Source organism: Pseudomonas sp. DE0010 (genome assembly GCF_007680745.1).
Classification (GTDB): Bacteria; Pseudomonadota; Gammaproteobacteria; order Pseudomonadales; family Pseudomonadaceae; genus Aquipseudomonas; species Aquipseudomonas parafulva_B.
Genome location: NZ_VEJQ01000001.1, coordinates 248,366 through 267,419 on the forward strand (window position 1 = coordinate 248,366; position 19,054 = coordinate 267,419).

Annotated in this window: 13 protein-coding genes and 1 pseudogene; 8 read left to right on the top strand and 6 right to left on the bottom strand. The window is 63.0% G+C overall.

What is annotated here, in order from left to right:
- Nucleotides 1-63 precede the first annotated feature (63 nt).
- Both FS767_RS01190 and FS767_RS01195 read left to right on the top strand, forming a co-directional pair.
- Nucleotides 64-513, top strand: a complete 450-nt coding sequence (locus tag FS767_RS01190; protein WP_228385158.1) for a cytochrome c5 family protein — start codon at nucleotides 64-66, stop codon at nucleotides 511-513.
- Between the two features lie 458 nt (nucleotides 514-971).
- Complete coding sequence (locus tag FS767_RS01195; RefSeq protein ID WP_144963919.1) at nucleotides 972-2,828, top strand: acetyl-CoA hydrolase/transferase C-terminal domain-containing protein; 1,857 nt, start codon at nucleotides 972-974, stop codon at nucleotides 2,826-2,828.
- A 60-nt stretch (nucleotides 2,829-2,888) separates the two neighbouring features.
- Here FS767_RS01195 and xpt read toward each other — a convergent pair whose 3' ends face one another.
- Nucleotides 2,889-3,461, bottom strand: a complete 573-nt coding sequence (xpt, locus tag FS767_RS01200) for a xanthine phosphoribosyltransferase (protein ID WP_023532789.1) — start codon at nucleotides 3,459-3,461, stop codon at nucleotides 2,889-2,891.
- Between the two features lie 62 nt (nucleotides 3,462-3,523).
- Nucleotides 3,524-5,533: a DNA helicase Rep gene (gene rep / locus FS767_RS01205; RefSeq protein ID WP_058638846.1), complete on the bottom strand. Its 2,010-nt coding sequence runs from the start codon at nucleotides 5,531-5,533 to the stop codon at nucleotides 3,524-3,526.
- A 290-nt stretch (nucleotides 5,534-5,823) separates the two neighbouring features.
- Between rep and FS767_RS01210 the strand changes: the two genes are divergently transcribed.
- Complete coding sequence (locus tag FS767_RS01210) at nucleotides 5,824-7,491, top strand: bifunctional diguanylate cyclase/phosphodiesterase (RefSeq protein ID WP_144963920.1); 1,668 nt, start codon at nucleotides 5,824-5,826, stop codon at nucleotides 7,489-7,491.
- Nucleotides 7,492-7,538: 47 nt separating this feature from the next.
- Here the strand turns inward: FS767_RS01210 and FS767_RS01215 are convergent, their stop codons facing one another.
- Entirely contained in the window at nucleotides 7,539-8,927 is a 1,389-nt protein-coding gene (locus FS767_RS01215) for a NorM family multidrug efflux MATE transporter (RefSeq protein ID WP_144963921.1), read from the bottom strand.
- A gap of 154 nt (nucleotides 8,928-9,081) precedes the next feature.
- Between FS767_RS01215 and FS767_RS01220 the strand changes: the two genes are divergently transcribed.
- The 3 genes and pseudogenes from FS767_RS01220 to FS767_RS23375 all read left to right on the top strand — a co-directional run bounded on the left by FS767_RS01220 (nucleotide 9,082) and on the right by FS767_RS23375 (nucleotide 12,062).
- The gene (locus FS767_RS01220) at nucleotides 9,082-10,008 is read left to right on the top strand and encodes a LysR substrate-binding domain-containing protein (protein WP_144963922.1); all 927 of its coding nucleotides are present in this window, start codon (nucleotides 9,082-9,084) and stop codon (nucleotides 10,006-10,008) included.
- A 155-nt stretch (nucleotides 10,009-10,163) separates the two neighbouring features.
- Nucleotides 10,164-11,207 (top strand): annotated as a pseudogene (locus tag FS767_RS23370) (Cache 3/Cache 2 fusion domain-containing protein); the annotation flags it as partial.
- Between the two features lie 132 nt (nucleotides 11,208-11,339).
- The gene (locus FS767_RS23375) at nucleotides 11,340-12,062 is read left to right on the top strand and encodes a methyl-accepting chemotaxis protein (protein ID WP_371921571.1); all 723 of its coding nucleotides are present in this window, start codon (nucleotides 11,340-11,342) and stop codon (nucleotides 12,060-12,062) included.
- Between the two features lie 38 nt (nucleotides 12,063-12,100).
- On the opposite strand, the gene FS767_RS01230 is transcribed toward FS767_RS23375, so the two are convergent.
- Both FS767_RS01230 and FS767_RS01235 read right to left on the bottom strand, forming a co-directional pair.
- The gene (locus FS767_RS01230; protein WP_144963924.1) at nucleotides 12,101-13,495 is read right to left on the bottom strand and encodes a VOC family protein; all 1,395 of its coding nucleotides are present in this window, start codon (nucleotides 13,493-13,495) and stop codon (nucleotides 12,101-12,103) included.
- A 137-nt stretch (nucleotides 13,496-13,632) separates the two neighbouring features.
- Nucleotides 13,633-14,523 (bottom strand): LysR family transcriptional regulator, encoded by an 891-nt coding sequence (locus FS767_RS01235; RefSeq protein WP_144963925.1) that lies wholly within the window; start codon nucleotides 14,521-14,523, stop codon nucleotides 13,633-13,635.
- A gap of 133 nt (nucleotides 14,524-14,656) precedes the next feature.
- On the opposite strand from FS767_RS01235, the gene FS767_RS01240 reads away from it, so the two are divergent.
- The gene (locus FS767_RS01240; protein ID WP_027913392.1) at nucleotides 14,657-16,147 is read left to right on the top strand and encodes an aldehyde dehydrogenase family protein; all 1,491 of its coding nucleotides are present in this window, start codon (nucleotides 14,657-14,659) and stop codon (nucleotides 16,145-16,147) included.
- A gap of 159 nt (nucleotides 16,148-16,306) precedes the next feature.
- On the top strand, nucleotides 16,307-17,593 hold the full coding sequence (locus tag FS767_RS01245) for an FAD-binding oxidoreductase (RefSeq protein ID WP_144963926.1): 1,287 nt from the start codon (nucleotides 16,307-16,309) through the stop codon (nucleotides 17,591-17,593).
- A 29-nt stretch (nucleotides 17,594-17,622) separates the two neighbouring features.
- Here FS767_RS01245 and FS767_RS01250 read toward each other — a convergent pair whose 3' ends face one another.
- Complete coding sequence (locus FS767_RS01250; protein WP_144963927.1) at nucleotides 17,623-19,050, bottom strand: mechanosensitive ion channel family protein; 1,428 nt, start codon at nucleotides 19,048-19,050, stop codon at nucleotides 17,623-17,625.
- Nucleotides 19,051-19,054: the final 4 nt, after the last annotated feature.

The following is a 19,054-nucleotide window of genomic DNA, read 5'->3' on the forward strand; positions in this document are numbered from 1 at the left end:
TCGTTTCCCGGCTTCGGGCTTGCCGTTATACTTTTCGGCGCTCGAGGATCCGTGGCCGCGAGCATGATTAGCCACCATGAGGGTGTTCGCGTGAATCAAGTCAAGAAGATGCTGGCCATCCCGGCCGCCGTACTGGCCCTGTGGGCAATTACCGCTACCGCTGCGACCAATGACGATATCGCCAAGCGCCTGGAACCGGTCGGCAAGGTGTGTATCCAGGGCCAGGAATGCAAGGGCATGGCCGTGACCGCCAGCGCTGGCGCCGGGTCTGCCAGAACGCCCGACGACATCATCGCCAAGCATTGCACGGCCTGCCATGGCACGGGCCTGCTCGGCGCGCCGAAAGTGGGCGACAGCGCAGCCTGGAAGGAGCGTGCCGACCACCAGGGTGGGTTGGATGGCATCCTGGCCAAGGCCATCACGGGCATCAACGCCATGCCGCCGAAGGGCACCTGCGCGGATTGTTCGGATGATGAGCTCAAGGCCGCTATTGAGAAGATGTCTGGCCTGTAAGTTACCGCAATGTGCTGCGTAGCAGTCCCAGTTTTTTAGCTTCGCACCTCGTCTTGCCGGGGCCGCTTCGCGGCCCATCGCGGCGCGAGGCCGCTCCCACATGAGGGGCGCTGGCCCTTAGAGGCGGTGAAAGGCAGTTGCTCCTGCAATCGCTACTTCAGCCATCCCACGATCACAGTAGGAGCGGCCTAGTGCCGCGATGGGCTGCGCAGCAGCCCCAGAGATGTGAGCACTATCGCTAATTGCCGGGGCCGCTTCGCGGCCCATCGCGGCCGGTCCGGCGGCCCGGCGAGGCCGCTCATACAGGCACTGCGTACGCTTAGACCGGCGATGCGCCTGAAGACCACCGAGTTGTCGATTGCCCCAGGTGTCTGCGGCTTCCTCTTCCCGCCCAGGCAACCAACCAGTCCACCTGCCTGTCGAACCTCCTGAACCCAAGCACGAACCAGGAGGCCTCGATGCACCTCAGTTCCATCGACCAGGCCGTCGAACAGGTCCTGTCCCGCCTGCCAACCCATATCCACATGGGCCTGCCGCTGGGCCTGGGCAAACCCAATGCGTTCGTCAACGCACTCTATGCCCGCATCCGTGAGTTGCCCGAACGCCGTCTGACCATCTATACAGCCCTCTCCCTGGGGCGACCAGCGCTGGGTGATGGCTTGCAGCAACGCTTGCTCGAGCCCTTCGTCGAGCGCGTGTTCGGCGACTACGAAGAGCTTCACTATCTGGCCGATCTGCGCAATGACAGCCTGCCGCCGAACATTCGCGTAGAACAGTTCTTCATGCAGCCCGGCAGCCTGCTTGCCAGTGAGTCGGCCCAACAGGATTACGTCAGCAGCAACTACAGCCATGCCGCGCGAGACATCAATGCCAAGGGCCTGAACCTCATCGCCCAGCTGGTGGCGGCTACGCCGGAGCGGCCCGTCCACCTGAGCCTGGCCTGCAACCCGGACATCACCCTGGACCTGTTACCCATGGTCGAACGCCGTCGTGCCGCTGGCGAGACCATTCTCATGCTGGGCCAGGTGCATGCGCAGCTACCGTACATGCCCGGTGATGCCGAGTTGCCAATGGATGCGTTCGACCTGTTGTTGGACGAAGCCGAGCAGCGCCAACTGTTTTCAACGCCCAACATGCCGGTCACCACGCAGGACCACTGCATTGGCCTGCATGCCAGCAGCCTGGTGCGCGACGGCGGCACCCTGCAGATCGGGATTGGTGCCATGGGCGACGCGGTTGCCGCCGCGCTGCTCGCCCGCCAGAGCGATAACGTTGCCTACCGTGCAGCGCTCGACGGCCTTGGCGCGGGCACCACGCAGGCACTGATCGAGCGGGAAGGGGGGCTCGCGCCCTTCGAACAGGGGCTGTACGGCTGTAGCGAGATGTTCGTCAACGGGCTGTTGGCGCTGGCCGAGGCGGGCGTGCTGCGGCGTGCTGTGGATGACCGGGGAGTGATCCTGCACGGGGGGTTCTTCCTCGGCCCGCAAGCGTTCTACCAGCGCTTGCGCGACATGACCCTTGAGCAGCGCGCACGGTTTGCCATGACCGGGATCAATTTCGTCAACGAGCTCTACGGTGACGAACAGCTCAAGCGTCGCCAGCGACAAGACGCACGCTTTATCAATACGGTGTTCGGCATGACCCTGCTCGGTGCGGGTGTGGCCGATCAGCTCGAAGACGGGCGAGTGTTGAGCGGGGTAGGTGGGCAGTACAACTTCGTCGCCCAAGGGCACGCGCTGGAAGGTGGCCGCTCGATACTGCTGCTGCGCAGTTGGCGCGAAGCGGGCGGCGAGGTGTCGTCGAATATCTTCTGGAACTACGGCCATTGCACCATTCCCCGCCACCTGCGCGATATCGTGGTGACCGAATATGGCATCGCCGACCTCAGGGGGCAGACCGACAGCGAGGTCATTGTGCGATTGCTTGCGGTGTGTGACGCCCGGTTCCAGGAGAGCCTGATCGAGCAGGCCAAAAACGCTGGCAAATTGGCGGAAGATTTTCAGCTCGACAGGCGTTTTGCCGATAACACGCCGCAGCGCCTGGCCGCGGTCCAGGCACAGCACCCACAGCTGTTCCCGGAATACCCCATGGGGACCGATTTCACGGTTGAAGAGCAGGACTTGCTACGGGCGCTGAACTGGTTGAAAAGCAAGTTCAAGCTCAGCGAGGCGCTCGAACTGGGCAAGGCCACGCTGGAGGCGCCAGAGCCGCAAGGGTATGAGCGGCATCTGGCACGGATGCAACTTGACCAGCCTCAGGGGCTAAAAGAAGCGCTGTACCAACGGTTGCTGTTGGCGGGCCTGGCGGCGACCTGAAAACGACAGGGGCTGCCGCGCAGCCCCCTGTGGCCCGGATGCGAGCGAGCCGGTGCCGCATCACTCGATGAAGCTGACCACACCGCCTTCCAGCGATTTCACTCGCGCCAGCGACTCCACGCGATAGCCTTGGCGGTCCAGTTCGGCGCGTCCGCCCTGGAACGATTTCTCGATCACGATCCCCAGGCCTACCACGGTCGCCCCGGCCTGCTTGATGATCGATATCAGCGCCTGGGACGCCTTGCCGTTGGCCAGGAAGTCATCCATCACCAGCACCCGGTCGCTGCTGCTCAGGTGGCGCGGCGAAATGGCCACGGTGTTCTCGGTCTGCTTGGTGAACGAATACACAGAAGCCGTCAGCAGGTTTTCGGTGAGGGTCAGCGACTGGTGCTTGCGCGCGAAGATCACCGGCACGCCCAGCTTCAACCCGGTCATCACCGCAGGCGCGATGCCCGACGCCTCGATGGTGACGATCTTGGTCACGCCGGCATCGGCGAACAGGCGGGCGAACTCGTCACCGATCAGCTGCATCAGCGCCGGGTCGATCTGATGGTTGAGAAACGCATCGACTTTGAGAACCTGGTCGGAAAGCACGATGCCTTCTTCGCGAATCTTCTGATGCAGTGCTTCCACTATGGTATTCCTCGGAACAAAAATGGCCGCAAACAGCGGCAGTGTTTAAGAGTAATGGTTGATCAGCGTTTGAGCATCGCCCGGATGTCGGCCAGGGCATTGTTGCCGCGTGCGGCCTTGACCTCGACCGGTGCATCGTCCAGCCCTTCCCAGGACAGGTCTTCGGGGGGCAGTTCGTCGAGGAAGCGACTGGGCGTACAGTCGATGATTTCCCCGTATTGCTTGCGTTTGGCGGCGAACGTGAAGGCCAGCGTCTGGCGTGCGCGGGTAATACCCACATAAGCCAGGCGGCGCTCTTCCTCGATGGTGTCGGCCTCGATGCTGGAGCGGTGAGGCAGGATCTCCTCCTCCATGCCCATGATGAACACGTAGGGAAATTCCAGGCCCTTGGACGCGTGCAGGGTCATCATCTGCACACCGTCGGCGTTTTCTTCCTCTTCCTGCTGGCGCTCGAGCATGTCGCGCAGCACCAACTTGCCGATGGCGTCCTCAATGGTCATGTCACCCTCTTCGTCCTTCTCGAGGGTGTTCTTCAGCGCTTCGACCAGGAACCAGACGTTGCTGATGCGAAACTCCGCGGCCTTGTCGCTGGCGGTCTGCTGGCGGATCCAGTTTTCGTAGTCGATGTCGCGGATCATTTCATGCAGGGCGGCTATGGGGTCGTCCAGCGCCACCTTGTGGCGCACGCCATCCAGCCAGTGCTTGAAGCGCTGCAGGCGCTCGGTGTAGCGCGCATCCAGATGCTCGCCCAGCCCCAGTTCCTCACTGGCGGCATACATCGAAATGCCCCTGCCGGTGGCATAGTTGCCGAGCTTTTCCAAGGTGGTCGAGCCGATTTCCCGGCGCGGCACGTTGATGACACGTAGGTAGGCGTTGTCGTCGTCAGGGTTCACCAGCAGGCGCAGGTAGGCCATGAGGTCCTTGACTTCCTGACGGCCAAAGAAGCTGTTGCCGCCGGAAAGACGGTAAGGCACCTGGTGGTGCTGCAACTTCAGCTCGATCAGCTTGGCCTGGTAGTTGCCGCGGTACAGGATGGCGAAATCGCTGTAGGGACGGTTGGTACGCAGGTGCAGCGTGAGGATTTCCATCGCCACGCGCTCGGCCTCGGCATCCTCGTTCTTGCAACGGATCACCCGGATCTCGTCGCCCACGCCCATCTCGCTCCACAGCTGTTTCTCGAACGCGTGCGGGTTGTTGGCGATCAGCACGTTGGCACAGCGCAGGATGCGGCTGGTGGAGCGGTAGTTCTGCTCCAGCATGACCACTTTCAGTGAGGGATAGTCCTCCTTGAGCAGCATCAGGTTCTCGGGGCGCGCGCCGCGCCAGGCGTAGATCGACTGGTCGTCGTCGCCCACCACGGTGAACTGGTTGCGCATGCCGATCAGCATCTTCACCAGCAGGTACTGGCTGGCGTTGGTGTCCTGGTATTCGTCGACCAACAGATAACGCACGCGATTCTGCCAGCGCTCGAGCACCTCGGGGTGTTCCTGGAACAACTTGACCGGTTGCAGGATCAGGTCGTCGAAGTCCACGGCGTTGAACGCCTTGAGCGTGCGCTGATAGTGGGTGTAAACGACCGCAGCGGTCTGCTCGCGCGGGTTGCGTGCTTTCTCCAGGGCCTCGGGAGGCAGGATCAGGTCGTTCTTCCAGGCACCGATCATGTTCTTGATTTCGTCGATGCCGTCGTCGCCGGAGTACTCCTTCTGCATGATGTCCGACAGCAGGGCTTTGATATCCGACTCGTCGAAGATCGAAAAACCAGGCTTGTAGCCCAGGCGTTCGTGCTCCTTGCGGATGATGTTCAGGCCCAGATTGTGGAACGTACAGACCGTCAGCCCTCGGCCTTCACCCGGGCGCAGCAGGCTGGCAACCCGCTCCTTCATCTCGCGGGCGGCCTTGTTGGTGAAGGTCATGGCCACGATGTACTGGGCGCGAATACCGCAGTTCTGGATGAGGTGGGCAATTTTGCGCGTGATGACGCTGGTCTTGCCCGAGCCTGCACCGGCGAGCACCAAAAGAGGGCCGCCGACATAGTCACGGGCTTCCTGCTGCCGGGGATTGAGTCGGGACATGCTAGAAACCGGGGGTCGCCAGAAAATAGCCGCGCATTCTAACAGGCATGCGTGTTCATGGCGTGACCGTCTGACGTTCGAGTCAGACTTTCGAAAAGACCATTAGCGCCGCTAATACTTGCGCCTGAAAAAATCGTATTTGCTGGTTTGCCTGCTTTCGCGCAGGATGCACGACAAAATACGTCGGACCGGGCTATTAAAAAACGCGCTTACAAGTGAAAATCATTTCCATTAAGTGCGTCTGCCTGTTCATCGGTCTACGTTGCATCGTCGAGCCTTAAGGAGCCGTCTTGTCCGCGCCTGTCGAACCTATGCGTTTGCTGCTGTTGGCCAGTGAGCCCGAGTGGGCGGCCTTGCTGCACGCGTGCATGCCTGCCTTGAAGGGCGCGGCCGTACTGCTCACGGCACCCGACTGGGATGCCGTCGACAGTCTGTTCAGCCGCGACCGGCAGGCCGTGGTGCTGACCACGCCGGCGTTGCAGCCAGCACCCGGTCGCTGTGACCTGCCGACCATCCTGCTGCTGCACAGCGAGCCAGAGGCGGCGCCAAGCGGCGTCAGCGACTGGCTGGTGAGCGACCAAGTCAATGTCGACAGCCTGCGTCGCTGCCTGCGCCACGTGCGCGAGCGAGGTGTACTGGTAGCCACCCTGCAACGCTTGGCCGAGCAAGACCCTTTGACCGGCATCGCCAACCGCCAGGGCTTCCAGGCCTTGCTGGCCACGCGTCTGGCCGACCATGACGGGCGCGGCGTCGCCCTGGGGCATCTGGACCTGGACAACTTTCGCCACGTCAATGACGCCCTGGGGCACCAGAGTGGGGATCGCCTCATTCTGCAGGTGGTACTACGTCTGAAGCATCAACTCGAAGCAGGCGACCAGCTGGCACGCCTGGGCAGTGACGAGTTCGCCTTGCTGATCGACACTCGCCGCGACCCAGGACGTGCCGAGTGGATGGCCGAGCGCATCGTCGAGGCATTGGCCGAGCCCTACTGGGTCGATGGCGAAAGCCTGCTGCTCGGCTGCAGCCTGGGCCTGGCCCACGCCCGCGCCCAGAGCGGCGCCGACCCGCTGATGTGGCATGCGCACATCGCCATGCGTCAGGCCAAGGCCACCCAAGGCTGTACCTTCCATGTCTTCAACGAGCGCATCAATCGTCACGCACGCAGCCTGGCCGATCTCGAAAGCGAGCTGCGCCGGGCCTTGCGGCGTGACGAGCTGGAACTTCACTATCAGCCGCGCCTGAACCTGGCTGACGGGCGGATCGTCGGTCTCGAAGCGCTGGTGCGCTGGCGCCACGCCGAACGGGGCTTGCTGCCGCCCAGTGAGTTCGTGCCATTGGCCGAGCAAAGCGGGCTGATCGTGCCGCTGGGTTACTGGGTCATCGCCCGTGCCCTGCGCGACATGCAGGCCCTGAACACGCAAGGGCTTGCGCCGCTGCACATGGCGGTCAACCTCAGTTTCCGGCAGTTCCAGGACAGCCAGTTGCTGGCCACCTTGAGCCGGCTGATCGCCGAGTACGGTGTCGATGCCCACTGGCTGGAATTCGAGCTGACCGAAACGGCCGTGATGCGGCGCAATGAGCGGGTGCGTCAGACCATGGATGCACTGGGGCGCCTGGGCGTGCGCTTCTCGCTGGACGACTTTGGCACAGGGTTCTCTTCGTTCGTGCACCTCAACAGCCTGCCGATCACCTTGCTCAAGGTGGACCGCAGTTTCGTTGCGCAGATGGATATGCGCGAAGAGAACCGCAAGCTGGTGCATGCCATGATCAACCTGGCCCACAACCTCAACCTCGAAGTGGTGGCCGAGGGCGTCGAAAACGAAGCGCAATTGGCTTTGCTGCGCGGGTTTGGCTGCAACCAGGTACAGGGTTTCCTGGTCAGCAAGCCCCTGCCGGTAGACGCGCTGATCCCGTTCCTGCTGCAGTCGTCACACCGCCAGGTGGGGGTTGCAGGCTAGCTGTCCGCCCCCTGGCCAATGCGTAAAGCCACATCCATGGGTTGAGATCAGGCAGATGTGGCCGTTGCGGCGCGTGTCCCGGCGCGGCGCAACAGCCGCCGCATCCGCCATTCGAAGCCGAAGGTCAGCGCCACCGAGGCGCACGCCAGCCCCAAGGCCAGCCCCCACCAGACGCCCACCGCGCCCCCGCCAAAGACGAAAGTGAACAACCAGGCGCTGGGTGCCCCGATGAGCCAGTAGCACACCAGCCCGATCAAGAACGTAGTCTTGGCGTCTTTCAGTCCACGAATAGAGCCCATGGCGATGGTCTGCACGCCATCGAACAGCTCGAACCAGGCGGCTACCATCAGCAGCTGGACCGCCAGCTGGAAGATGGCGGCAAATGCCGGGTCGGCCCTGTCGATAAACAGCCCTACCAATGCGTCTGGCAGCAACCAGAACAGCGCAGCGAAGGCGAACATCAGCATGGCCCCGAAGCCGATCCCCACACGGCCAGCGCTGCGCGCGGCGAGCAAGTTGCCCGCACCGTAGTAATGGCCTACGCGCATGGTCACGGCATAGGACAGGCCAGTGGGCACCATGAAGGCGGTCGACACGATCTGCAGGGCGATTTGGTGCGCGCCCAACTCGGTACTGCCCAGCACGCCCATGCACAGCGCCGCAAAAGCGAACAGCCCTACCTCCACCATGTAGGTGCCGCCGATCGGCAGGCCCAGCCGCCACAGCTCGCCCAACGCTGGCAGCGATGGCCGCGACAGGCCCTTGCGCAGCGGGTAGGCGGCATAGGCCGGGTGCCAGCGGATATACAGCGCCAGGGCAATGGCCATGCCCATCGAGACCACCGCAGTGACCAGGCCGATGCCCATCAGACCAAGCTTGGGCAGGCCGAACATGCCTTCGATCAGCGCAACGTTCAGCAAGTAGTTGAGTACGGTGCCTACCAGGCTGATCACCATTACCGGCGTAGAGCGGCCCAGGGCGCTGGTGAAGCCACGCAAGGCCATGAAGGTCAGGTAGCCCGGCAACGCCAGCGGCAGCAGGGTGAGAAACTCGGCCGCCGAGGCGACGTTGTCAGGCTGCTGCCCGAAAAGCAGCAGCACAGGTTCGAGGTTCCACAGCACCAGCGCCGCGAACAAGGCCAGGCCCCAGGCCAGCCACAAGCCGCTTTGCGCCAGCCGTGTGGCGCCCTCGGTGTCATTGGCGCCCCTGCGGAAGGCTACCAGGGTGCCGACCGCCGCAATGACGCCCAGGCAGAAGATGGACACGAACGAATAGCCCGCCGCGCCCAACCCGCCACCGGCCAAGGCCTGCGGGCTGATGCGTGCCATCATCAGGGTGTCGGTCAGTACCATGAGCATGTGCGCCAGCTGCGAGGCGATCAGCGGGCCTGCCAAGCGCAGTAATGCCTTGAGCTCGTGGGTAGGTGCGACGTGCATGGATGTGATCCTTGGCGAAGACGGTGGCGGACGAAGGGCGATTCTGAAGCCTGGGTCAGCTATTAACAAAAGGATAAATGCGATCATTGGCATGAGTTTTAATCATGGCGATATGATGCACAGGTCGCCGTTTCTCCACCGAACAAGGAACCTCATGATCCGCAAGCTACCGCCCCTGTATGCGCTGCGTGCATTCGAAGCTACTGCGAGGTTGAACTCCTTCACCCGTGCTGGCGAAGCGTTGTCCATTACCCAAAGCGCGGTCAGCCGGCACATTCGCACGCTGGAGGATCACTTTGCCTGCCGACTGTTCGTGCGCAGTGGCCGCAGCCTGCAACTGACCGAAGCTGCACGGGTACTGCTACCGGGTGTGCGCGAAGGCTTTGCCGCGCTTGAGCGTGCTTGTGACACGTTGCGCGGTGAAGACGAGATGCTGCGCATGAAGGCGCCGTCCACCCTGACCATGCGTTGGTTGCTGGCCCGGCTGAGCCGCTTCCGTCGGCTGCAACCTGGCAATGAAGTGCAACTGACCAGTGCCTGGATGGACGTCGACCATGTGGACTTCAACCAGGAACCTTTCGATTGCGCGGTGCTGCTGGGCGATGGGGTGTTCCCGGCGGAGTGGGAGGTACGCAAGCTGTTCCCCGAACTGCTGGTGCCGGTGGGTGCACCAGGGCTGTTGGATGACGGGCCCTGGACCGCGGCGCGCCTTGCCAGTAGCGAACTGCTGCACCCTACAATGGACAAGCGTGACTGGCGGGTATGGCTAGAGCGCCTGGGCCTGAGTAGCAGGGTTTCGCTCAAGGGCGGGCAGGTGTTCGACACGTTGGAACTGGGCATGATTGCAGCGGCCCGAGGCTACGGTGTTTCAATTGGTGACCTGATGATGGTGGCCGAAGATGTGGCGCAGGGGCGTATGAGCCTGCCATGGCCGACAGCAGTCCCCAGCGGCATGGACTACTACCTGGTATGGCCGCGGACCCGGCCGGGCGGCGAGCGTCTGCGCCGCCTCAGTGCCTTCCTGCAAGCAGAGGTGAATGCCATGGCGCTACCCGAGGTGGTGATCCTGCCAGCCCTTTGATTGCGAGCGCTATATCCCGGTCCGACACTCAAGTATTCAGCGCCGACGCCGATCAAATGGCACCAGCGCCCCGGAAGAGGGCGCGCTTCCCGTCAAATAAAAGCGGGTGGTCAGCGTGATCAGGATGATCCCGGCCTCTTGCCAGGAGCTTGCCCATGCCTCAACCGCGTGCCCGGATTGCCTCGCAACTCGGTATCGCCCTCGCCATCGTACTGGCGCTGGTGATTTCCGGCAGTACCCTTTTTGCCCTGCGTTCACTGGACGATGCCAACCTCGCTACGCGCCAGGCCCACCTGGCCAGTGAGGCGCGCTTGCTGGCCGACCAGCTTGACACGTTCCACGGTTCGCTCAAGGACAATACCCAGCGCTTGAGCGGCTTGTTCGAGCGACGCTTCGCATCAGGGCTGTCGCTGCATGCAGGGCAGACCGTGCAGGTCGCAGGGCAGGCAACGCCGGCCTTGTACCTGGGCGATCAGCTAGTGAACAACGACTTCCAGCAAGTGGACGACTTCCAGCAGATGACTGCCGGTATCGCCACGGTGTTCGTGCGCAGTGGCGACGATTTCGTGCGCATCAGCACCAATTTGAAGAAACAGGACGGCAGCCGCGCCATCGGTACCCAGCTCGACCGCCAGCACCCCGCTTACGCTAAGTTATTGGCCGGGCAGAAGTACGTTGGCCGTGCCGTGTTGTTCGACCGCAACTACATGACGCGCTACGTGCCGATGACCGACGGTAATGGCCGGGTGATTGCGGTGCTGTTCGTGGGTTTCGATTACACCGATGCGCAGAACGCCCAGTTCGCCAACCTCAAACGCTTCCGCATCGGCCAAACCGGTTCGTTGGCACTGCAGGATGAAAAGGGCCAGTGGCTGGTGCCGCCGGCCAATGCCGAGCAGCCGCTGTACAGCGCGACGGCGCCCTTCGCCGAAGGGCCTTGGACGGTGGTAGCGAGCATGCCCCTGGCGGAGATCCGCGAGGTAACCTGGAGCGTGGGCCTGCGTCTTGCCGTCGGCAGCGTGCTGGCCATGCTCATGGCCGTGGCTGCCACGCTGTGGTTGCTCAGGCGCAAGCTGCGCCCGCTGGATGATCTGGTACAGCAAGCACAAGCGCTCGGAGCGGGTGACCTGAACGCACGGCTGAACGTGACCAGCCACGATGAAATCGGGCAGTTGGCGCGCAGCTTCAACACGATGGGTGAAGCCCTCTCGAACATGGTCGAGCACATCCGCAGTGCCTCCGAGCAGGTCAGCACCCGCGCCCGCTCGCTGTCAGGTTTGTCGGCTGGCGCCTGTGTGGGCATGGACCAGCAATCGGGCGAAATCACCAGCATGGCGGGCGCGGTGGAAGAGTTCAGCGCCACGTCCATGAACATCGCCGACAATATGGCTGGCACCGAGCGTATGGCCCGCGACAATGCCCAGCAGACCCGCGTGGGCCGCGGCGCCATGGACGAAGCGTCGCACTCGCTCAAGCAGATTGCCGATGCCCTGGGTGATACCGCCACGGTCGTGAACAGCCTGGGTGCACGTTCGCAAGAGATCGGCAGCATCATAAGTGTCATCACCGCCATCGCTGAGCAGACCAATCTGTTGGCTTTGAATGCTGCCATCGAAGCGGCCCGTGCCGGTGAGCAGGGGCGTGGCTTTGCAGTGGTGGCTGACGAGGTGCGTGGGCTGGCAGCGCGAACCCGACAGGCCACCGATGAAATATCCGGCATGATCACCAGCATCCAGCAGCAGACCGGGCATGCCATCACCACGCTGGAGCAGAGTAACCAGCTGATGCAGGACGGCCTGGAGCGTAATGGCAAGGTCGCGCAGGCACTTGCCCGCATCGACGAACAAAGCCGTGCGGCGGGTGAGCAGTTTGCCGTGATCAGTACGGCGACCCAGGAGCAGAGCAGCACAGCGACCGTGCTGAGCCGCAATTTGCAGAGCATCGCCCAGACCAACGGTGAGCAGCGCGAGGTGGCCAACGAGCTGGCATTAACAGCGCGGGAGCTGGAGGGGTTGGCAGCGCAGTTGCGTCAGGAAGTGGACCGTTTCCGCTGACACGGTGGGGCACCCAAGTGCCCCTTCAACGTGTCGCTTTACAGCGATACCAGGTTCAGTGCCTGCGCGCACGCCTGCAGCGAGCGGCGCTCGCTTTGCGCATAAAGCGCCAGTTCATCCTGCACCTGCAGCCCCAGCGCCGCTTCGAAGGCCGCGCGGTTGGCGTTGCTGCCGTACTCGGCCCGGGCATCGTCGCCCAGGTTGGACTGGAAGATCCCTGCGGCGCTTACCGGCAAGAAATCTTCGTACACCAGTGCCTCGAAATGCACGTGGTCTGCGTCGATCAGCCCTTGCAGGGTAGTTGGCCTGCCTTGTTCACCGCGCGCGGCCAGGCCTTTCTCGGTCGCGAAGTAGCGAAAATACGCCAGGCCCTGCTCACGCATCTGCACCAGGTCGTCCGGGAAGGCGGCGAAGGTGTCTGTGAGCATCGCCATGTACTGTGGGGCATTGGCCTCGGCGGGTGCACCACCCAATGCGACGCGAGTCCTGTCGAGCAGCTTGTCATAGAGCTGGCGCCCCTCCGGCGTCAACGCCGCGCCACGTTGCTCGATTTCCCCAAAGCGCGCGGTGTGGCTACCTTCGCTACCGTGCTGACCGCAGAATACGACCTTTTCCTGCAAGGCCTTGAAGCTGGTCTGGCGCAGTAGAATCGGGTGGCGGCGGGGAGGGGGGCCTTCGACCACGGCCTTGGGCGTGATGCCCTTGGCCGGCATGCCGAGCTGGATGGCATCAATATCCAGGGTGCGCGGAGTGAGGTGATTGATGTGCGGGCCCTTGAACGCGACAACATCGGCAAGCAGGCGGTGCTGGTCGTGCAGCTGCTGGTACTGCTCGGCGGTAACGGTAGCGTCGCGGTGCCAGCGGAAGGTGTGCAGGGCTTCCTGTACGAAAGTCTGGGCATCTGCGGTATCCAAGCCGCCATCGCGTTCGCGCTGCTCGATCAGATGGAGTACGCGAGGGGTGAAGATCTGGCGTTTGGCCAGGATATCCTTGGCCATTTCCCGCAACTGCAGGTTGTCGATCAGCTCCAAGCGCAACAGCGAGGTGAAGACCCGGAACGGGCTGACGTGCAGCGACTGCTCATGCACGGCACGGAACGCGGTGGAGTGCACCGGGACCCCAGCACTGCTGAGGTCGTAGTAGCCCACTGGCTGCATGCCCATGACCGCAAAAAGTCGCGCGATGGTCGCCAGCTCCTCGGCCGTACCCACGCGGATGGCACCATGGCGTTCATGGCCCAGCCGCTCGAGTTCTCCTGTCCAGCGCAGCGCCTGCGCCACTTCTGGTTGCTCGGCCATCACCTGCTGGTTGATTTCGCTCACCAGCGCCTGCAGCGTGCCGTACAACGGCACTTCCTGTTTGTACATGAGCGACATGGCGGCAGAAAACTGCGCACGGATGCTGTCGGGGCTGACGAAATCATGGGCGGGCATCGCTGGATTCCTGGTTAATGGCTGACCCTTACATGAAAGCGGGGAATGCACTCAGGCCACAAGCGAAAAAAAGTAGGCGTGTCATTCCTTTTTTGATCGACATCGACAGGCGTAGGGTGCTCCTCCTGTCGAGGGCTTCATGCCTGCAGATGCTCACCGATCCAATCCACCAGCGCCCGCACCTTGGGCACTTCCGCGGCATGTTCGGCATACGCCAGGTAGTGCGCGCCGGCACTGCGCATCGCATGATTCCAGGGCACGACCAGGCTGCCCTCGGCCAGCTCCTTCGCCACCAGGTAGCGCGGCACCAGCGCCACCCCGCAACCGGCCTGGGCAGCGCTCAGGGCCATGTAGAACGTATCGAAGCGCGGGCCGTGGTACGCGCTGACGCTTTGCAGGCCCTGCTCCAGGAACCATTCGTGCCAGGCTTCTGGCCGTGAAGTGCTTTGCAGCAACACCAGGTCGGTCAATGCCTCGGCACTCGGCAGGTCACGGCCTGCCAGCAACTCTGGCGAGCACACCGGCACGACTTCTTCACCGAACAGCTCGATGCAGCTGGCCCCCGGCCAGGTGCCCTGGCCGTAGAAGAACACGACGTCGGCCGAGCCCTGCAACAGTGAAAAGGGCTCCATTTCGTTGCGGATGTCCAAGTGAATGTTGCTGTGCCGCCGGCCGAAGCCCTTGAGGTGGGGGATCAGCCAGCGCACGCCGAAGCTTGGCTGCGTCGCGACTTTCAGGATCTCGGTCTGCTCCCCGTACGTCAGCACGTAGCGGCTGGACATATCGACCTGCGTGAGGATCTTGTTCACCTCGGCCAGATAGAGGCTGCCGGCTGGCGTGAGCTGTAAACGTCGGCGAATGCGCAGGAAAAGGTGGTGACGCAACAGGTCTTCGAGCTGCGCCACCTGCTTGCTGACCGCACTTTGGGTCAAATGCAGCTCTTCGGCGGCTCGGGTGAAGCTCAAGTGGCGGGCTGCAGCTTCAAAGCACTGCAGGGCGGTCATGGACGGCACCAGACGTTTTGACATAGCGTTCTCACGGGCTCGGATCATTACCTGACGGAATGATATGCGGAATAAAGGTCGTTTGTTGCGCTTAACTGATCGGATTAATACTGATCCACATCATATCCAACCTGTCTACCCATGTAGGAGAACACCAATGGTTGCTGGATTGCTCGAGCGCCTGGGCGTTGCTGCCCAGGCTTACACCCAAGGCGATTACGCTGTACACACGCCAATCGACGGCAGCCAGATCGCTTCGGTGACGCTGCTCGGTCAAGCCGAGACCACCGCGCGTATCGAGCAGGCCCAGCAGGCATTCGAGGCGTGGCGCAGCGTGCCCGCCCCACGCCGCGGCGAACTGGTGCGCCTGTTCGGCGAAGTGTTGCGCGAGCACAAGGCAGACCTGGGTGAACTGGTCTCGATCGAAGCAGGCAAGATCACCCAGGAAGGCCTGGGCGAGGTGCAGGAAATGATCGACATCTGCGACTTTGCAGTGGGGCTGTCACGCCAGTTGTACGGCCTGACCATCGCTTCCGAGCGCCCTGGCCACCACATGCGCGAAAGCTGGCACCCGCTGGGTGTGGTCGGTGTGATCAGCGCGTTCAACTTCCCGGTGGCGGTCTGGTCTTGGAACACCGCCCTGGCCCTTGTGGCCGGTAACTCGGTGGTATGGAAGCCCTCCGAGAAAACGCCATTGACCGCCCTGGCGTGCCAGGCGTTGTTCGACAAGGCGTTGAAAGCCTTCGGCGATGCGCCGGCAGGTCTTGCGCAGTTGGTCATCGGCGGCCGTGAAGCAGGCGAAGCCCTGGTCGATGACCCCCGCGTGGCCCTGGTGAGTGCCACCGGCAGCACGCGCATGGGCCGTGAAGTCGGGCCGCGTGTAGCGGCACGTTTCGGCCGCAGCATCCTGGAACTTGGCGGCAACAATGCAATGATCCTGGCACCTAGCGCCGACCTGGACCTGGCCGTGCGGGGCATTCTCTTCTCGGCAGTCGGCACGGCTGGGCAGCGCTGCACCACGCTGCGCCGCCTCATCGTGCACCGTTCGATCAAGGATGAAGTGGTGGCTCGGGTCAAGGCCGCCTACGGCAAGGTACGCATTGGCGACCCGCGCAAGGACAACCTGGTTGGGCCCCTGATCGACAAGGCCTCGTTCGATGCCATGCAAGGCGCCCTGGCCAAGGCTCGCGACGAAGGCGGCCAAGTGTTCGGGGGAGAGCGACAGTTGGCCGACCAGTATCCCAATGCCTATTACGTATCGCCTGCCATTGCCGAAATGCCTGGGCAAAGCGAGGTGGTGCGCCATGAAACGTTCGCGCCGATTCTCTATGTGCTGGCCTACGATGACTTTGACGAAGCCTTGCGCCTGAACAACGAAGTGCCGCAGGGCTTATCGTCCTGCATCTTTACCACCGACCTGCGCGAGGCTGAGCGTTTCCAGAGCGCGGCTGGCAGTGATTGCGGTATCGCCAACGTCAACATTGGCACCAGCGGTGCCGAAATCGGCGGGGCATTCGGGGGTGAGAAGGAGACTGGTGGTGGTCGTGAGTCCGGTTCCGATGCCTGGAAAGGCTACATGCGCCGTCAGACCAATACCGTGAACTACTCCCGTGAGTTGCCACTGGCGCAGGGCATCGTGTTCGACTGACCAGCGTGATTGTGTAGAACCAGGGGCACGCCCCTTGGTGGGCGACCAAGCCCGCCTCCATCAGGATCGGTGCGTATGCCTCGATGCCTGGGGACGCGGGCTTGGCTGCGAAAGGCCGCACGGCGGTCTCGAACAAGAATAAATTGCGGGAGCCGGGCCATGTCCGAACTGCGTCAAGAATGCTTGTGGGAATGCGTCACCGTGCCAAGCGTGACCGTCCAGGCCCTGGCGGGGGAACACCACGCCGATGTCTGCGTGATCGGCGGCGGCATTACCGGGTTGTCAGCGGCCATTCACCTGCTCGAGCAGGGTAAGTCGGTGATCGTGCTGGAGGCCTGGAAAGTGGGCCACGGCGGCTCTGGCCGCAACGTCGGGCTGGTCAATGCCGGTACGTGGATTCGCCCAGACGACGTTGAAGCCACCCTGGGCCAGAAGCAAGGCAGCCGGTTGAATACGGTGCTGGGTCAGGCCCCGGCCGATGTGTTCGCCATGATCGAACGCCTGGGCATCGACTGTCAGGCGCGGCACCAGGGCACCCTGCACATGGCACATAACGCCACCGGCATTGCCGATCTGCAGGCCCGCCACGAGCAGTGGCGACGGCGCGGTGCCGATGTCGAACTGCTGACCGGCGCACAGTGCCAGGAATATTGCGGTACCGACAAGATCGCCGCCGCCTTGCTCGACCGCCGTGCCGGCACCATCAACCCGATGGGCTACACCCAGGGCCTGGCAGCTGCCGTGGTGCGCCTGGGTGGCAAGCTGTTCCAGCAGTCCGCAGTTCAGGGCCTGACGCGCGAGGGTGACGGCTGGCGTGTGCAGGCCGCACGCGGTTCGGTTCGCGCCGAGAAGGTGGTGATCTCCACGGGCGCCTACACCGAAGGGGACTGGAGCAACCTGCAAAAGCAGTTCTTCAAGGGCTACTACTACCAGGTCGCCTCCAAGCCATTGCAGGGCGCGCAGGCCGACAAGGTACTCCCTCACGGCCAAGGCTCCTGGGATACCCGCACCGTGCTCAGCAGTATTCGCCGCGATGACCAGGGCCGTTTGCTGCTCGGCAGCCTGGGCCGGGTCGACAACAAGCCCGCGTGGTTCGTGCGCAGTTGGGCCGACCGTATCCAGCGTCACTACTACCCCGCGCTTGGCAAGGTCGAATGGGACATGCACTGGACCGGCTGCATCGACTTTACGCCCGACCACCTGATGCGTTTGTTCGAACCCGCCCTTGGGTTGGTGGCGGTCACCGGCTACAACGGGCGTGGCAATACCACCGGCACCGTCATTGGCCGGGCGTTCGCCGAATTTCTGTCAAAAGGGGAAGCCGCCAGCCTGCCGATACCGTTCTCGACCATGAAAGGCGTGAGCGCGACTTCACTGCGCACGGCGTTCTATGAGTCCGGATTCTCGCTGTATCACGCCGGCCAGTGCCTGCGCGTGGTGCTGTGAGGCAACGCCCCACACCGGCAGGTGACGCGTCATTTGTGCAGCCAGCTCAGGAAACCGCCTTTCCTGATGGAAACAGGCTTGTGCAAGAGTAGCGATTCGCGACCCTGACGCCGGACGCGTTGCAGTTTGCTCAAGGCGGTCTGCACATCGTCATGCTGATGCAGATACGCTTTGACCCGTTGCTTGTCGATGCGGTACAGCAGGCAACTGGTCAAGGTTCTGAACTCCACCAGCGAGTCGTCTTCATCAACGAGCCCGTCGATGCCCAGTACTTCACCTGGGCCCATGCGTCCGGCCTCCAGGCGCTTGCCATCCTCCAGCACCGCCGCCGATACGACGCCTCGCCCTATGATCAGCACGTGCTCGGACTGCTTGCCCACCTCCAGAATCGTCGTATCAGCCAGGTACTCGACGGCGGTCATGTGCTGGCTCAGTGTGTCACGCTCTTCATCACTCAGGGCGCGTAACACCCGTACCTCGTCCAGCACCTCCCGTTGACGACTGCGCGGCGGCATCGTCAGGTCCTGGTTCCAGAGAACCCCGTTCGCTTCCAGGTGCCGGTGGGCCAGGTCGAACAACTGGTTGCGCGTAGCGTTCTTGCCACTCATGTCGGCGATGAAACCGCTGGCTTCGTATTCCACCGAATCGAGCGTCGAGGTTTTCACGGCTACTTTGGGGGCGGGTGCGGGGAGAATCGCACGGGTACCGCGCAGCGCCTTTTCCAGCGCATCGAACACCTTGCCAGGGCGCACGCTGGCAGGCACGACCACGCTGATCGATACCCCATGCACATCAGCCGGACGGCTATGGTTGAGTAAGCGGGCCTTGGCAGCCACGGAGTTCGGGATGACCGCCAGGCTGCCGCTGTTGGTGAGCAGCCGGGTAGCGCGCCAGTCGATGTCCAGCACCTTGCCCTCCGTGCCATCGATGGAAATGGCGTCACCGATCTGATAGGGCCGCGTGGTGTTGAGCACGATACCGCTGAACACGTCCGCCAGGGTGCTCTGCAAGGCCAGGCCGATGACGATGGCCATCACCCCCGATGTGGCCAGCAGCCCCTTGACGGGCAATTGCAGTACATAGCCGGCCGCCGCCACCACGGCGACGATGAAGATCAATGCGCCGAGCACATCCTGCAGCAAGCGGCCGCCGTGGCTGCCGCGCGCCACCAACAACAGGCCGAAAACCACCGTGACGGTGCGCGCGCCAAACAGCCACCAGGCAATGGCAAGCACGGTGGCCAGCAAGTTGCGGGCAACGTCGTCGACCCAAGGCGCGGGCTGCAGCGGGCTCATACCCGCAGCCACCAGCACCAGGCTGAAAAGCAGGAACAGGGTCAGCCGCGTGGCTATTCGCCAGGCATGGCGCTGTACCGGGATCAGGTGCCAGACGATCAGGTCGAGCAGCAACAGGGTAGTACCGAGCAGCAGTGGGGACGACTGGATGAACGCCAGCATGATG

What these genes read in the sequence shown, in the direction of transcription:
- FS767_RS01245 (WP_144963926.1), top strand. Translation starts at nt 16,307, where the DNA reads ATGTCCGAACTGCGTCAAGAATGCTTGTGGGAATGCGTCACCGTGCCA.
- FS767_RS01220 (WP_144963922.1), top strand. Translation starts at nt 9,082, where the DNA reads ATGATCCGCAAGCTACCGCCCCTGTATGCGCTGCGTGCATTCGAAGCT.
- rep (WP_058638846.1), bottom strand. Translation starts at nt 5,533, where the DNA reads ATGTCCCGACTCAATCCCCGGCAGCAGGAAGCCCGTGACTATGTCGGC.
- FS767_RS01240 (WP_027913392.1), top strand. Translation starts at nt 14,657, where the DNA reads ATGGTTGCTGGATTGCTCGAGCGCCTGGGCGTTGCTGCCCAGGCTTAC.
- FS767_RS01235 (WP_144963925.1), bottom strand. Translation starts at nt 14,523, where the DNA reads ATGTCAAAACGTCTGGTGCCGTCCATGACCGCCCTGCAGTGCTTTGAA.
- FS767_RS01230 (WP_144963924.1), bottom strand. Translation starts at nt 13,495, where the DNA reads ATGCCCGCCCATGATTTCGTCAGCCCCGACAGCATCCGTGCGCAGTTT.
- FS767_RS01190 (WP_228385158.1), top strand. Translation starts at nt 64, where the DNA reads ATGATTAGCCACCATGAGGGTGTTCGCGTGAATCAAGTCAAGAAGATG.
- FS767_RS01250 (WP_144963927.1), bottom strand. Translation starts at nt 19,050, where the DNA reads ATGCTGGCGTTCATCCAGTCGTCCCCACTGCTGCTCGGTACTACCCTG.
- FS767_RS01195 (WP_144963919.1), top strand. Translation starts at nt 972, where the DNA reads ATGCACCTCAGTTCCATCGACCAGGCCGTCGAACAGGTCCTGTCCCGC.
- FS767_RS23375 (WP_371921571.1), top strand. Translation starts at nt 11,340, where the DNA reads ATGGCGGGCGCGGTGGAAGAGTTCAGCGCCACGTCCATGAACATCGCC.
- FS767_RS01215 (WP_144963921.1), bottom strand. Translation starts at nt 8,927, where the DNA reads ATGCACGTCGCACCTACCCACGAGCTCAAGGCATTACTGCGCTTGGCA.